9 protein-coding genes are annotated in these 16044 nt (G+C 42.5%); 5 read left to right on the plus strand and 4 right to left on the minus strand.

Annotated elements, in window-relative coordinates:
• Positions 1–2 precede the first annotated feature (2 nt).
• The 3 genes from MHI15_RS00770 to MHI15_RS00780 form a co-directional block, all read right to left on the minus strand.
• Positions 3–1094 carry a response regulator gene (locus tag MHI15_RS00770; protein ID WP_341164020.1) on the minus strand — a complete coding sequence of 364 codons (1092 nt, stop codon included), beginning with the start codon at positions 1092–1094 and terminating at the stop codon, positions 3–5.
• A 3-nt stretch (positions 1095–1097) separates the two neighbouring features.
• Positions 1098–4208, minus strand: coding sequence for an ATP-binding protein (locus MHI15_RS00775; protein WP_139330226.1), 3111 nt, complete (start codon positions 4206–4208; stop codon positions 1098–1100).
• 743 nt (positions 4209–4951) lie between these two features.
• Positions 4952–5200, minus strand: coding sequence for a hypothetical protein (locus tag MHI15_RS00780; protein WP_341164021.1), 249 nt, complete (start codon positions 5198–5200; stop codon positions 4952–4954).
• A 197-nt stretch (positions 5201–5397) separates the two neighbouring features.
• Between MHI15_RS00780 and MHI15_RS00785 the strand changes: the two genes are divergently transcribed.
• The 4 genes from MHI15_RS00785 to MHI15_RS00800 all read left to right on the plus strand — a co-directional run bounded on the left by MHI15_RS00785 (position 5398) and on the right by MHI15_RS00800 (position 8975).
• A complete protein-coding gene (locus MHI15_RS00785; RefSeq protein WP_076182320.1) occupies positions 5398–6045 on the plus strand; it encodes a transcriptional regulator in 648 nt (215 codons plus the stop codon).
• Between the two features lie 476 nt (positions 6046–6521).
• A complete protein-coding gene (locus MHI15_RS00790) occupies positions 6522–7310 on the plus strand; it encodes a MerR family transcriptional regulator (protein ID WP_341164022.1) in 789 nt (262 codons plus the stop codon).
• Positions 7307–7984 carry a GNAT family N-acetyltransferase gene (locus MHI15_RS00795; protein WP_341164023.1) on the plus strand — a complete coding sequence of 226 codons (678 nt, stop codon included), beginning with the start codon at positions 7307–7309 and terminating at the stop codon, positions 7982–7984. Before MHI15_RS00790 ends, MHI15_RS00795 begins: the two co-directional genes overlap by 4 nt.
• Positions 7968–8975, plus strand: coding sequence for an alpha/beta hydrolase family protein (locus MHI15_RS00800; RefSeq protein WP_076303302.1), 1008 nt, complete (start codon positions 7968–7970; stop codon positions 8973–8975). The genes MHI15_RS00795 and MHI15_RS00800 overlap by 17 nt, the downstream gene beginning before the upstream one ends.
• Positions 8976–9772: 797 nt before the next feature.
• On the opposite strand, the gene MHI15_RS00805 is transcribed toward MHI15_RS00800, so the two are convergent.
• A complete protein-coding gene (locus MHI15_RS00805) occupies positions 9773–9940 on the minus strand; it encodes a hypothetical protein (RefSeq protein WP_175620023.1) in 168 nt (55 codons plus the stop codon).
• Between the two features lie 159 nt (positions 9941–10099).
• Here MHI15_RS00805 and MHI15_RS00810 point away from each other — a divergent pair, with 159 nt between their 5' ends.
• On the plus strand, positions 10100–15997 hold the full coding sequence (locus MHI15_RS00810; RefSeq protein ID WP_341164024.1) for a bacterial Ig-like domain-containing protein: 5898 nt from the start codon (positions 10100–10102) through the stop codon (positions 15995–15997).
• Positions 15998–16044 lie beyond the last annotated feature (47 nt).

Here is a 16044-nt window from a genome sequence, read left to right on the forward strand (position 1 = left end):
CATTACAATAACTTCTGTTTCATTAACGCTTTGAGTTTAGGATCGGGTGTTGTTCCGAGCTCTTGCTGCAGCATCTCTTCCAATTGACCAAATTTCCGCTGTGCTTCATTCATTCGCCCTAATTCAATTAATAAGTTGATGATTTCATGATAGATGTCCTCTCGCAAGGAATCTAATTTTATTATTTCTCCAAAATAATGCAGTGCTTGCTGCTGCTGATTCTGCTCCAAATGAAATCTTGCAGCCAGCTCTAGCAATCCTATATATTCATGCTCGAGTCTGCGCGTCCTGCCACTGGCCCATTCATAGGCTTTTCCTTTGAGTAATGCTCCTGTGTATAAACCTTCTGCTTGAATCATCCATTCAACATGTCTTTCAGAGGTTTGCCTGATTTGCTTTAACAATCGCTCAAATTCATACAGATCACAATAAATGCTGCTTTCTACTACATGAATTTCATTCCTGCTAGCTTTTATATAATTGGCGCCGATTGCTTTTCGAATATAATACAGCGTCGAGTTCAGATTCTTCCATGCTTTTTCAGGCTCCAATCCGCTCCACAACGTGTCGATAATTTCCTCCCGGCTAACCGTCCCTTTACTAACCAGAAAAGCAAATAATTCTTCTGTTTTTGGACTTCTCAGCTTGATTAGCTCTCTGTTCTGCGTTCTGCGGTACACTTTTAAACCATTAAATAAAAAAACTTCTAACGTAGGCTCAGCCGTTGTATTTCGATTTATTTTTTTGAGTTTCTCTAACGTCTTAGACAACCGCTCCGCAGTTACAGGCTTCAAAAGATAATCCACTGCACTTAGGTCAAAAGCCTGCAGCGCATACTCATCAAATCCGGTTACAAAAACCACATCTATCGATTCATCCAATTCATGCAAAAGGCTAGAAAGCTTCATCCCATTCGTCTCAGGCATAGAAATATCCAAAAAAGCTACATCTATCGGATTGGCCTTCGCAAAAGCATAGGCTTCCGCAGGATTCAAAAACGTCTCATAGACATCAATCTCTCCGCTCTGCGATAAGATCCGCTTCAGGCGTTTTACCGATAACTCCTCATCATCTACAATAATCGCTCGCAGCATGCCTCAACCTCCCATCCGCTTAAGCTGCTGTATTGGAATTTCAAAAGATACCGTTGTGCCTAATCCTTCAGCACTTTGAATATGAATATTTTTTCCATATAATAGCTTGATGCGCTGACTGATATTCCACAGCCCCACCCCTCTTTTATCTACATCTGACTGCATTACTTCTTTCAATTTATGCTCACTCATTCCAGATCCATTATCCTCCACAATAAAGCTAATCACAGAATTCTCTAATTCTTTTACAGATATAATTACCGTTCCACCCCGCAAATTGGACATTAGGCCATGCCTTATTGCATTTTCGACCAAAGGCTGTAGAATCAGCGGAGGAATCCGGTAATCCGTATTCACTCTCACATCATATTCCACATTTAATCTGGCACCGAAGCGTGCTTTTTCAATATTGATATAAGCCTCTACCAGCTCAAGCTCATTCTCCAGACTCGTTAGTGAATCCAGTTGTTTGAAATCAAAGCTGCTTCGCAAATACTGGGACAGCTGCAGTGTCAACTCTTCGGCCTTCTCAGGTTCTTCCACACATAGTTCAGCAATTGAATTCAGAGCATTGTATAAGAAATGAGGTTTGATCTGGGATCGTAAAAAAGCAATTTCGGCGTCTTTGGCAGTCTTCACGGAAGCTCTCAATCGGGTCAGACTTTTAACACGTGCCATTAGCTCTTCAGCTTCAAAAGGTTTTCCCACATAGTCATTTGCACCGTTATCCATGGACATCTTCATATCGCTCACCCTGTTCTTGGCCGTCAACATTAACACAGGCAGTTCAAAAGGAGTAAATCTCTCTCTAATCTTTTGCAGAACCTCGTAACCCGAAATGTCCGGCATGGTAATATCCAGTACCACCAGAAAAAAGTCTGTGTTTTTCGCTAGCTCCTCAAGTGCCATCTGCCCGCGATTGACAACCACAATAGAATATTTCTCTAGCTTAAACAGATTGATCATAGATTGCAGATTGGCAAAATCATCGTCCACTACTAAAATGGGCTCATCGATCTCGCCTTTGATATAAAGGGGATAACTACCATGGGAGAAACTTAATTCTTTATAAGAATGTGCCGCCTTAAGGGTTGGCCTCGAGATTGGCTTAACCGCTTTATCCCACCGTGGAAGTGTAAAAATAAACACCGAACCTTTTTCCACTGTAGATTCCACAGCTATGTTCCCACCATGCAGTTCTACTAGCTTCTTAGTAATACTTAATCCGAGCCCTGTTCCACCATGACTATGAATCTCCGCCTCATCCACCTGCTCAAAAGCTTTGAAAATACGCTCCTGCATATCCGGTGAGATACCCAAACCTGTGTCTGCCACACGTACTTCCACCCACTCCTGAATAACTCTGGCACTAATCTCTATTTCACCCTGTTCCGTAAATTTAATCGCATTATCAACCAAGTTGTGGAAAATTTGAATCAGACGATTGCCATCTGCATTCACCATAGGGAAATTCGAAGCGACTCTGTTAACGAGCAGGATCGACTTTTCTCCGAGCAAAAAAGAATGAATACCCATGACGGAATCAACAACGGCTTTCAAATCCAGGTTGCTTTTGTATAATGTGATGTCTCCATACTTCATTTTGGAATAATCAAGTAGTTCATTTACCATATGTGTTAATCTTCTGCCGCTCCCTATTACGATCGCTAGATTCTGCGCTTGTTTTTCATTAACTGGACCCTCAACCCCATCCAGCAGCGTAGCTGTAATGTTCACTATGGCATTTAGAGGTGTTTTTAGTTCATGTGAGGTGTTGGAAAGGAATTCATCTTTAATTTTATCCAGCCCGATCAGCTGGTTTTTCATCTCGTCTATGGTATGGTAGGCTTCAAAAAAACGTAGAACAATCAGCACGATCATGATGATATTAAAAGCCACAATGTAAAACTGCCCGAGCCAAAGGTTCTCTTTTATAGAAAGAGCAAACAAAATAATGTCTATGGAATATAGATTAATAGCTAGAATCGCCATAAACATCAGCAGCAATTTGATTCTATTTACTTCTGCGCTTCTGATATACAGGGTGGCCACTCTACATAACATCCAAATTAACATCAGCTCATATAAAATAATCACATACGGATAAATGACCGTGTAAGAACGAATCGGCAGGATGGCGACCAGAATTATAAAGCTGCCTAAAACAATCGTTATGGCTTGAGTAAATTTTAAAGATATTATGCTTTTGTGCATTTGGTAAAAAAATATTGCGAGCACAATAAAGCAGGAGATGGAGCTTATATCCTTTACTTTGTAGAGCACTATGAACGAAAGTTTAGGGAAAAAGAGTAAGAGTGAACGCTCGCCGATCAACCCATGATATATCGCAAACAGCAAACAAATAGTCGCAAACACAAGTAAAGAGTAATCCTGCTTACGGTATAAGGACGCTGCCCCAAAGCAGATAAAAAAGATAAGGGCAAGTGTGCCTAAAATAGCAACGGTGCTAAATTCACGGGCCGTACTCTTCTGCTGAACCTCCATCATTGCTGCTTCCTCACCAAAGGATAAAGAAACCGGAATGCCCCCATTTACATAATCGAAGTTGGAGACTTGAATTATGATTTCTACATCTCCCTTATCAGACGAAAAAAGCCCAATCAGCGGGATATTCCCTGACCGATAATCAGCTTCATTAGCAGCAGGATTTCCATCCTCAATAACTGACTGTCCATTAACAAAAATCCTGCTTGAAAAGCGGATATTTGTTTTTTTCAAGGCGAATACCCCGCTTACAGGCAGGTTTTTTAGAACCATCCGATAGGTGGCGGAACCGAAGGCGGGTAAAGGGCTTCCATTAACGATGTTGCCGTTCCACCGGGAGGGCACCTCCATCCAAGCTGTAGAATCAGGTATATCTGCGCTACCCGCCCTAAAATGCTCAGAAGTTAATAGCTGGTTCCAATAAAACTCCCATTCACCGTCTAACTTGATAATCTTATCCTGTTCATAATCCCAAGCCGCGAGATCCATGACTCCATGCTGCACTTGCAGGTGACTTCCTTGTTTATCGTGACCCATAAGAATGGATAGAGGAATCGCAGATAATAAAATTAAACCAATCAGATAGATAAGTAATGTCCTTTTGAGCATCGTATCGGCCCCTTTTATGGAAGAGTAAAGCTGCAGCAATCACCAGGGCCATCCTGCAACACGTGATGTAGAGTAAAAAGTTTAGATGAACATAGATAATTCTATAAAATTTTCTAATTTCCTTCACAATTCGACAAAGTAATAGGCCTTTATTAGGATTTTTTTCGGAAAAAGCGGGACTTGTATGAAAAGAGGGTCTGATATGACCATGATGAGTAGGATGACGGTATGAGCACGATGAGTAGGACGACGAAATGAGCATGATGAGTTTAATGATGAAATGAATGGACCAGTTGGGCGACTTGTGCTACTTTGGCGACTCGAATGTATCTGCCCGGCACTTGCGGACTCAGGAGACCTTATTTGCTGAAAAACGAAGGTTTTGACACGCTATCGGACTCAGTTGCAACTATTCGCTCATAACTACCCCATTTTGAGTCGATTTGCAGCTAATAAGAGCTATGCAGTCCGTAACTTTTGGAATACGAGCGAAAATGTACGAATAGCTGCAATACGGTCCGTTCATCCCGGAGTTACATGACTTTGGTGACATGGACAACATGTATAATCTGACGACTTGGACTAGATAGACAATTCTGACGTCATTGGGAACTCTGAATACTTACACCGCGCGTTTGCGGACTCAAAAGACCTTATTTGTTGAAAAACGAGGTTTTTGCCACGCTATCGGACTCAGTTGCAACTATATGCTCATAACCACCCTTTTTTGAGTCGATTTGCAGCTAATAAGAGCTATGCAGTCCGTAACTTTTGGAATACGAGCGAAAATGTACGAATAGCTGCAATACGGTCCGCAACGTTCGAAAATGAATAATGATATTGCGCAGAGCACGTAATCCATTTTTGCGGATCAGTAACCACATGATGTTCGTCCTAGAAAAGCCATGCGGCCGCGCGGGGGAAGGATCCGCTTTTAGAGTAACTATTAACTTCAGCAAATTCAGCTCGTTCACCATGCTAGCTTCCTTCATCTAAAACCTATTAGAATTCGTCATCATTATAAACAGTAACTCATTGAATAAATCCTCAGCACTCGTTATAATAGCAACTATAGGACGTGAAGAACACGCCGCTTTTATACAATCTCTATCCTGGGTTAAGCTCAGGAGGAATTGTATGGGAGCGGCTTTTTCTTTTTTCAAAAAATTACTTAAGGAGGATATACAAAATGTCCAGATTCGAACAGCAACTAGAGGAATGGTTACAGATCAACTTGGATAAGGAGAACAATCCCCGCAGACAGGAGCTTCTTGCAAAAGGGTTGGGCTATGGAACAGTCGAATTTCTGCGTGCCGTATGGTTTCCTGCTGTAGGAAACTTCAACTACTTGTTCCCCGAATGGGAAGTGCGCGATTTCAACAATGGTTATCGTTATCTTGATCTGGCCTATATGCCAGGTGGAGCAAAGGGTGGAATTGAGATTCAAGGCTACGGTCCGCATGCTAGAGATCTTGATGTACGACGATTCAAAGATTTATGTAGACGCCATTCCTTATTATCGCTAGACGGTTGGACCTTCCTATCCATCGCCTATCCCTCAATCACGGACGAGCCTCAGCTATGTCAACAACTAGTACTCGCATTCATCGGCAAATTCATGGCTTCAGACGCGCCCTCTTCATTAACTTGGTTAGAAGCTGAAACACTTCGTTTCGCAAGACGTCTTCTGCGTCCGTTCACACCTGTAGAGCTCACCCACCATCTTAGAGTCACTAATCGCCATGCCCGACGTGTTTTACATGAGTTAGTTGAACAGCAGCTACTAGAGATCGTCGGTGGAAAAGTACGCAATCGAACCTATCAGCTTAGAATGTGATGATTTGATTATTTTGTTTTGATTATTTTGGTTTGATTAACAAAGTTACGTTCGGACCGTATAGCTCTTATTTCCCAATTCCCCTCGTTTTCGCCACGCTATAGGACTCAGTTGCAGCTATTTACTCAAAAACACTGCTCTGACCCAATTCTTCAGCTCATTAAGAGCTATGCAGTCCGAAACTCAGGGAAAATGAGCGAATTAGCTGAAATAGCTGCATTATGGTCCGTAACGGCAACTCTAGGGTCATACCAGCAAGGCTCATACAAAAAAATGATCCTGAATCTAATCCGTTGCACCCCCGCATTGTCCTTCCAAAATCTAAGTCTTTTTCATTACCATCTATTACTATTACTAATCATTATTCAGAAAAAAAGTGCTCTGCTTAGTCCGTATTTTAATCAACGCTTGACCTTAGGTCTGACCTAAGGTTTATAGTTATTTTATCAAATAACTTACAGTTAGGAGCACCGCCCTTGAATCCGTACCTTACAATTGGCGAACTATCAAAACTTATGAATGTATCTATCCACCAGATTCGATATTTTGAAGAAAAAGAAATCCTGTTTCCATCCTATATAGACAATAATCAGTACCGGATGTACGGCATCGATGAGATCTATCAATTGGCACATATCCTGTTGCTCCGCAAATTAAACATCCCTGTCAGCACCATTAGCCAAAGTATGAATAAATCCGCAACGAATGACTACCAACTGCTGTTAGAGAAATCGTTAAACAAAATCAACTCAGAAATAAACCAATTAATAATGCTGCAACAATTTATACAAAAGGTACTAAAAGAGCATGCAGATTATGGCAACATGAAGGGGGATTATCAAATTAAACATGTGGACAATCGTTATCTGAAAAAGTGGTTGGTGCTAGAGGATAACGAAACACTAACTGCACGAAGTTTATATGAAAAAAGACCGCAGTACCATCATTTATTTGAAACAGATTTGCATTATGTATACGATTCTGAACAAGTAACCTTATGCTTTGAAACCATTGAAACCACTCCCGCGCCTGACATTGTTTTAGAAAAAGGGTGTTATCTCTATAAAGCATTTTTTGTAACAGACGATCAGGATGTAGATCATGAGATTGCCAAGCTGGAACACTTTTTATATGGGCATCACTACATGGTATTGGGACCAATCATCATTTTGGAGAAATCGTACCTATCCATGTTTAACAACGACAAGCTTCATTATGAGCTTCAAATTCAAATCGAGCATGCCTTAGATGATACCACTAAATGAGTACAAACGAGGTTATCATCGCCCATTACCAGGAACAAGATCGTGAGGCTGTAAGCAGGCTTTTGGTAGATGCATTTCACGGGAAATTTCACTCTCTCCTCTCTCTCGAGGACAATGAAATTGCTGATCTACTTATAAGACTTTGGGAACAAGATTCTTCTTCCTTATCATCTAAACAAATAATCGCTTATGAAAACGGAGAAGTGGTTGGCACTATCTACTTAAAATGGCAGTATACGCTCTCCCTTAAAAAAGGATCAATTAAACCACTGAATCGGGCTCCCTTTTTGCAGCTATTCAAGAAATTTGGATACTTAAATGTTTGTAAGTTAATCCTTGGGTTATATTTTTTGGATTATCAACCTAGAGCAAAAGAGTGTTATGTGGCTCATTTGGCTGTTCGGTCCAGTCACCGTAATAAGGGAATTGGCAAAGAGTTGCTGGTTTGGGCGGCGGATTTTGTCAACAGTCATTCTGAGGTTGAAAAGCTAACGCTACATGTTGCTAACAATAATAAACGAGCCATTAATATGTACCAGCAGTTGAACTTTGAGATCCATAAATCTGACTATAGCGCGGTAAGACATTTACTTTTCAAAGAGCCTGTTTGGCATTACATGATAAGAAAAACATCGCTACAATCTGGGGGATCAATGAATGAAAAAGAAAATTAAGCTAACTGTCTGGATGATTACCATTTCGTTGTTGATTGCAGCGGTCCTGTTCGTACTACAGCAACATTCTTTTTCAATGACTGAGCAAAAAATTGAAATAGATACACCTCAAGGTCAACTAACAGGAACCTTAGTTCTGCCTGAAAGTTACTCTGGAACCGTCGGACTGGTAGTTTTTGTTCATGGGGATGGCCCAGTTAATGATACTTACGATGATGGATATAAACCTTTGTGGGAAAAGCTCGCCTCTGCCGGATATGCTTCCTTATCTCTTAACAAACCGGGTATTGGGGGTTCCTCAGGGAACTGGCTAGAACAAAGCATGGAGGATAGGGCGCAAGAAACTATATATGCGATTAACTGGGCTAAAGCCTTACCTATGATTGATGCTCAAGCTATTGGTTTGTGGGGAGCAAGTCAGGCGGGCTGGGTGATTCCTAAGATTGTTAAAAAAGTGCCTGATCTCGCCTTCAGTATTCTTGTATCCCCCGCCATTCAATGGATTTCTCAAGGACAATACAATACCAGACAAGAGATGATTTTAGAAGGTTTTTCAGAACAGGAGATAAAAAAGAGAGAAGATTATAACGCGCAAATCCTACTGCTACTTAAAGAACAGGCGTCGTATGAAAAGTACTTGCGAATTGCACAATCGGACGATTTAATTTCCAAAGAAAAATGGGGTTTTTTCGCTAAAAATTATCAGTCAGATGCGAGCGGGGATTTAAAAAACTTCACTACACCTGTCCACTTAGTTCTTGGCGGGCAAGATATAAATGTAGATGTTGAGGAAACCGAACGTGTTTACCGTGAAAAAATTCCTGAAAACCTACTCTCCGTCTTCTATATTCCTGATGCTGATCACTCTATGCTCTCAAAAAAGAATGCCTTATCACCATTAAGAACATATTTGACCGCTGTCTTTTTTCCACGACATATTGTTGTTGAGCCATATTTAGATGATTTGGTTCACTTTGTAAGCCAGTTTTAATCTGTTTGCCATTCATTATGCACTCTCGCCAGCTGAACTCCCTACGTTCGGACCGTACAGCCCTTATTTGCTGAATTTCCTCGTTTTCGCCACGCTATCGGACTCAGACGCAGCTATTTACTCAAAAGCACCCCTCTGATCCACTTTTTCAGCTCATTAAGAGCTATGCAGTCCGAAACTCAGGGAAAATGAGCGAATTAGCTGAAATAGCTGCGTTACGGTCCGTAACGACAACCGCGGAAGTAATGACTGCCCAAGCCCGTGTATTGGCTATGATTTCCCCAGAAACTACGCATTTTATAGAATACCTACGACTATCACCAATGATCTCCCTACGTTCGGACTGTATAGTCCTTATTTGCTGAATTTCCTCGTTTTCGCCACGCTATCGGACTCAGTTGTAGCTATTTACTCAAAAACACTGCTCTGATCCAATTTTTCAGCTCATTAAGAGCTATGCAGTCCGAAACTCAGGGAAAATGAGCGAATTAGCTGAAATAGCTGCGTTACGGTCCGTAACAACAACCGCGGAAGTAATGACTGCCCAAGCCCGTGTATTGGCTATGATTTCCCCAGAATCTACGTATCTTATAAAATACCTACGACTATCACCAATGCACTCCCTACGTTCGGACCGTACAGCCCTTATTTGCTGAATTTCCTCGTTTTCGCCATGCTATCGGACTCAGTTGTAGCTATTTACTCAAAAACACTGCTCAGTTCCACTTTTTCAGCTCATTAAGAGCTATGCAGTCCGAAACTCAGGGAAAATGAGCGAATTAGCTGAAATAGCTGCACTACGGTCCGTAACTCCAATCGCGGGCGTAATTTTTGCTCAAACGGTCGCGGACTTCCACTGCAAGCATACTTATCGGCAGCTTCGGCACCCGTAACCACCACGCCAGTGTACTAACCACCAGCAACAGACTCCGAAAACTCCACGTAAATAGCAGAAGCAAAGGCATAAACCGGGTGTCATTAACTCAGATTCTCCCTCTCCTGCTGCATAAACAGCGTTATATGGCGTATTGATTATAGCTGTACGCTTTAGTGATAACGTATAATTTCGGATGATCAAGCTTAGCTTTGGTCAAAATCGATCATATAAGGAGAGGTTTTAATCATTGAGAAAACAACAACGTTTGTTAGCCATGCTCGTAACCTTCCTGCTTTTGTGTTCCTCTTTTCCGTTATCGATGTTTGCAGAGGAAGCACCTGATCCTTATGAAGGAATGATTAACATTCAAAGTGAATGGCAAGGCAGCGTATTTGGTGATGTTGGGGGGCAAGACAAGATTACTGCGGCCAACTTTGGCATTACGGAGAACACGGATGGATCAGCAACACTGCGAAGCTCGAACGATAGAGGTAAAGTATCGGGCAGCACGGAAGGTATCGCTTATTACTTTAAAGAAGTTGATCCAAGTGTTAATTTTGAGTTAAAGGCAACGGCTCACGTGGATGCTTGGACAGCCAATAACCAAGTTTCCTTCGGAATAATGCTGCGCGGCAATGTGTGGGATAACCAATTCGGAGCCTACTCTGGAGATTATGTCGCCGTGGGTGCTTTGGATCAAGAAATGAAAGCGTTTCATAAATTGCAAAATACAAGCCTACAGAAACTTGGGTACGTGTTTGATAACGCTAATCGCCCTGCCCAAGGAGAGAATTACGAATTAAGCATCAAAAAGACCGGAAATCTGTATATTGTCCGCATCGGCAATGAAACCAAAACGATCGAAAGCTTTGACGGCTCCATTCAATATGTGGGCCTTTATACTGCTAGAAATACTACGGTTACGTTCCGAAACATTCAATTCAGTCAAGAAGGCCAAATCGAGCTAGGACCTTGGGGCTTCAGCGCCTTCGGAGGCAATACTAGTCCAGCTAAGAACCCCGAACCTATAATTGAAAGTCCAACCTCTGTAACGATGACGACTTACGGCGGCAAAATCTCTAGCAGCGATGAGGGATTATCTTTTTATTCGAAAGAGATTCCTGTGGATGCGAACTTTGAACTGAAAGCGACCGCTTCAGTGATTGCTTTTAATAACAATAGTACTGTCAGCACACCTAACCAGAAATCCTTCGGTCTTATGCTCCGCGACAGTATTGGGACGAACGGAGATACAAACACAACTACTTCTAACTACGCGGCGGTCGGTGCTTTGGATCAGGTAATGAAAGGTTTTTATAAAAAAGATACCCAAGTGAAGTTAAATCCTTTTAGCGATATCCAGGCCCCGTCCGCAGGAGCTGTATATTCGCTAAGTATTAAAAAATCAGGAGATACTTATCGATTAAGTGTGGGTGATCAGACCGAAATCATAACTCTGGACGATACGTTCACTGATACTCTTTTTGCCGGAATCTATGTAGCTAGAGATGCAACTGTTACTTTCAGTGACATAGACATCCAGCTCGAATCCAAAATCGTAACCAGCTTAACCGCTGATACGAGCGCAATGACGAAAACCACTTATCTGGTTGGTGAGCCCCTTGATTTGACTGGATTAGTCGTTAAGGCTATTTTTTCTGATGAGAGTGAAGCAGTTTTGTCTTCTACGGATTATATTGTTACAGGCTTTGATAGCAGCAAGGTTGGAGAAAATATCATAACCATCAACTACAACGGTGCTTTCGTGAGCATTCCTTTGCAAATCGTTCCATTATCTATGACCTCATTATCAGTGAAGTATTATCCAGCTAAAACCGTATATTACCCAGGGGATACCTTCGATCCAGAAGGTCTTGTTCTTGTTGCCAATTATAACGACGGCTTCCTGACCAAAGAGCTGACCAGTGATCTTTATTCCCTCTCCATTAACGGACAACCGGTCAGCGATTTGTTACCGTATCTATTTACGCAATCAGGCTCCACAGCGGTATCCGTTACTACAACAGAGGCGCCAGCAATCACAACGACCTTTAATGTGGAAGTAAAAGCAGCGACGTTATCCGCTTTAGAAATTCGAAATGAACCTAAACAAACACTCTACTATATCGGTGACTCCCTCAAACTAGAAGGACTTGTGGTTTATGCTCATTACAGTGATGGTACACAGATTCGGCTGTTGAACAATGAATACAAGGTCTCTCCTCTCGACACCACGACACCTGGGGATAAAAAAATCACAATTACGCATAAAGGCTTAACAACCTCTTTTCAAGTTAAGGTCAACGTTAAAAAACTAGTAGGCATCGAAGTCACCAGCTATCCTAAAACTACCTTTTTTATTAACGAAAACTTTGACAGCAAAGATCTCTTCGTATCCAAAGTGTATGATAATTCAGATAGAGAGAAGCTAAACAGCTATACGCTCGACACTTCCAAGTTCGACAATCAGGCAGCTGGAGTGTATGAAATTGGCATACTCCCTACCGATTCTTCTATTATGCCCATTACGTATTCCGTTACAGTAAAAGAAAAGATGGATCCCGTTTGGAAAAGCATTCAATTCGGTCAGTCCACTTCAGCTACTAACAATCAGACGATTGTCAACGAGGATGGATCCGCCCAACTGATCGCTTTGGAAGGCGGCGGTAAAGTCACCGAAGATCATGACGGCATTACCTTCTATTACACCGAGCTAGATGCTGCGGAAGATAATTTCGTGCTGTCTGCGGATATCCAAGTGTTGGCTTTTGCAAAAAATCCATATGACGGGCAAGAATCTTTTGGCATTATGGCACGTGACGTCATCGGCACACAAGGAAATTCTAGCGTCTTTGCATCCAATATAGCTGCCATCGGTGGTTATAGCGGCGGGACGAAAAGCGATCTGGGCACACAGCTTTTTGTCCGTACGGGAGTTGAAAAAACGGATGGGACTGGCAGTAAAGGGATTCAAACCATCATGCTTCAAAAAGAACGTCCTGCACCTGCCAATACTGTTCCAGCAGCACCTTACCATTTAACCTTAGCAAAGACGAATAGTGGTTTTACAGGACAGCTCAATAATGGCCAGCAAGCTATTCATTTCACACCAGACATTCTTAGCGTACAGGATTCAAAAATCTATGTCGGATTCTATGCCGCACGTTTAGCCACAATTAATGTAAGCAATATTCAATTAACAGTCACTTCAGCAGCTACAGATTCTCCTAAAATAGAACCACCTGCGACTCCCGTCACACCTAGCTTAAATATACTTTCACTAAGTAAAACCTCAGATCCAGCTTACCAAATGATTGTGCGCTCTAATGTCAACGGAACGGTGACGTTGAAGCAAGGTTCTACGATCATCGCTCAGGATATCGAGGCAATATCTGGTAAACGTCTTTCTATTCCCACGAGACTTCTTGATCAAGGAGATACGAACTTCAGCATTACTTTTTTACCAGATGATACTCAGTATTTGACCTCTTATGAGAAGATCATCAGCAACTTTACCGTCACCCTAAAAAGTTATAACGAAGATGATGAGATCTACGTATCCCCCACCGGATCAAGCTCCGGAGATGGAACAATCAATCTCCCACTTGATATCGATACTGCGATTGATTTCGTTAAACCAGGTCAGCATATTATTGTGCTTGAGGGTCGTTATGTGCGGAAATCACCACTTGAGATTAAAAAGTACAATGATGGCAAAGCCTCCGCCAAAAAGTATATAGAAGCAGCACCAGGAGCAAGACCTATCTTTGATTTTGACAAAAAAACAGAAGGCGTTCTCTTGAGCGGAAACTATTGGCATGTGAAGGGACTTGATTTCACTCGCTCAGCTGGGAATACCAAGGGCTTTACGGTGGGAGGCAATTATAACATCGTTGAAAATAGCCGTTTCTATGCGAATGGTGACACTGGTCTACAAATCAGCCGAACAGATGGTACCGCGATAGAACTCAGTGAATGGCCTTCCTACAACTTAATTCTCAACAGTACCTCCTTCGACAACCGTGATCCATCCGACAATAATGCCGATGGCTTTGCGGCAAAATTGACTGCGGGTGTTGGTAATATTTTTAGAGGTTGTCTGGCGCATAACAATATCGACGATGGCTGGGACTTATATACGAAAGCAGGCTCAGGTGCAATAGGTTCAGTGCTGATTGAGCACAGCGCCGCCTTCAACAATGGGTTCTTAACAGACGGAACCGTAGGTGCCGGTGATAAAAATGGCTTCAAGCTTGGTGGCGAAGGCATTCATGTCACACATACCATCCGCGATTCCATCGCCTTTGGTAATGGCGCTTATGGTTTTACAAGCAATAGTAATCCAGGTGTGATCGCCATCAACAACATCGGATTTAACAATACGCGTGGTAATATAAGCTTCACCACTTATGATCACATTACTGCAGACTTTACGATTGACGGTTTCTTATCTTACCGAACTGCCAACATTGCAAAAGACCAATATCCAGCTTCTTTAGCTGCGGACAATAATTTCATGTTTGACGGTACGCGATCGGCGAATAAATCAGGTTTAGAACTGAGTGATTCTAACTTTGTCAGCTTAAATCCTGTAGTCAATTACTCTCGGGATACTGACGGGAATATAATCTGGGGCGATTTCTTGAAGTTCATTCCTTTGGATGGGCCGGAACCAAGTCCGACGGCTTCTCCGAGTCCAACGGCTTCTCCAAGTCCGACGGCTTCTCCGAGTCCGACGGCTTCTCCGAGCCCAACGGCTTCTCCAAGTCCGACGGCTTCTCCGAGTCCGACTGTTTCTCCGAGCCCAACGGCTTCTCCAAGTCCGACGGCCTCACCGAGTCCGACTGTTTCTCCGAGTCCGACCGCTTCTCCAAGTCCGACCGCTTCTCCAAGTCCGACGGCTGCCGCGAGCTCAGGCAGTTCCGGATCATCGGTTGGAGATTCGGCCACTACTATACTCCATTTGGACGGTAGCGTAAGTATTGAGATACCTACTACTATGAATGGAGAAAAAGCTAGCGCAATATTGACTGAATCTTCCTTACAAAAGATTATGGCTTTAGCCAAACCTAATTCCGCAGGCCACAAAATCCTAAGAATTCAGCTCGCAGAGGAACAATCGTCAAATGTTGGCTCATTTGAAGTCACTCTCCCTGCCGCAGCATTTCTTGTTGGAGCATCCACATTGCAGCTGGAGATCAATACATCACTAGCTACCTTTGTACTTCCGGATAATCTATTCCCGGCGAAGACACTGGACAATGTGAAGACGGTTACCTTGCTCCTCAAGCCTGTCGATACAACAGGAAGTTTAAAGAAGCAATTGGGTGAAAGTTTGCTTATTGATTACGAGTTACTTTTGGATGGTACAACAGTTCAATTAGAGAGTTTAAATTCGGCCATACAAATTGGGCTTCCTTATCCAGCAGCTGTACCTCCATTGAACAACGCCTTTATTGTAGTTTGGAACGTCAATGAGCACGGAGTCATCCAACCGGTAGTAGGCGGGAATTATGATTCAGATAAGAAGCAAGCTATTTTCTCAACAACAAATTCATCTGGACAATACGCCGTCGTTTACAATCACAAAACGTTCAGGGACATAACTGATTCTCATTGGGCGAAGTTTATTGTAGAAGTACTAACATCAAAAGGTGTCATTAATGGTGTAACAGAAACAGAGTTTAGGCCCGACCAGACTGTTACACGTGCAGATTTCGCACTTTTATTGGTTAGAGCTTTAGGTCTATCCGCAGCAGAAGGAAATAGCTTTGCTGATGTGTCACCTAACGATTATTTTTATGAGGGACTTATGACAGCTCAGAAATTAAGGGTCGTTACGGGCCAACCCGACGGCCTTTACCACCCTCATGACTCCATCTCCAGACAAGAAATGTTTGTTATGGCAGCTAGGGCATTGAAGGCTGCTGAGGTATGGGAATCGAATACGACCTCTTCCTCCCCCTCTGCATTAGACAGCTACACCGACCATAATCAAATTTCTAATTATGCGGCAAATGATATTGCAACGCTGGTATCAGCAGGTCTTATTAAAGGAGACTCTCAGCAGCAGCTTACACCAACTGCCCATTCCACACGTGCCGAAGCCGCCATGCTGATTTACAGAATTATGATGCAAAAATAAAAAAAGAACTCCAAGACCACTATACTCGTGGTTTTGGAGTTCTTTTT

This window comes from Paenibacillus sp. FSL H7-0918 (assembly GCF_038007025.1).
Taxonomy (GTDB): Bacteria; Bacillota; Bacilli; order Paenibacillales; family Paenibacillaceae; genus Paenibacillus_AQ; species Paenibacillus_AQ odorifer.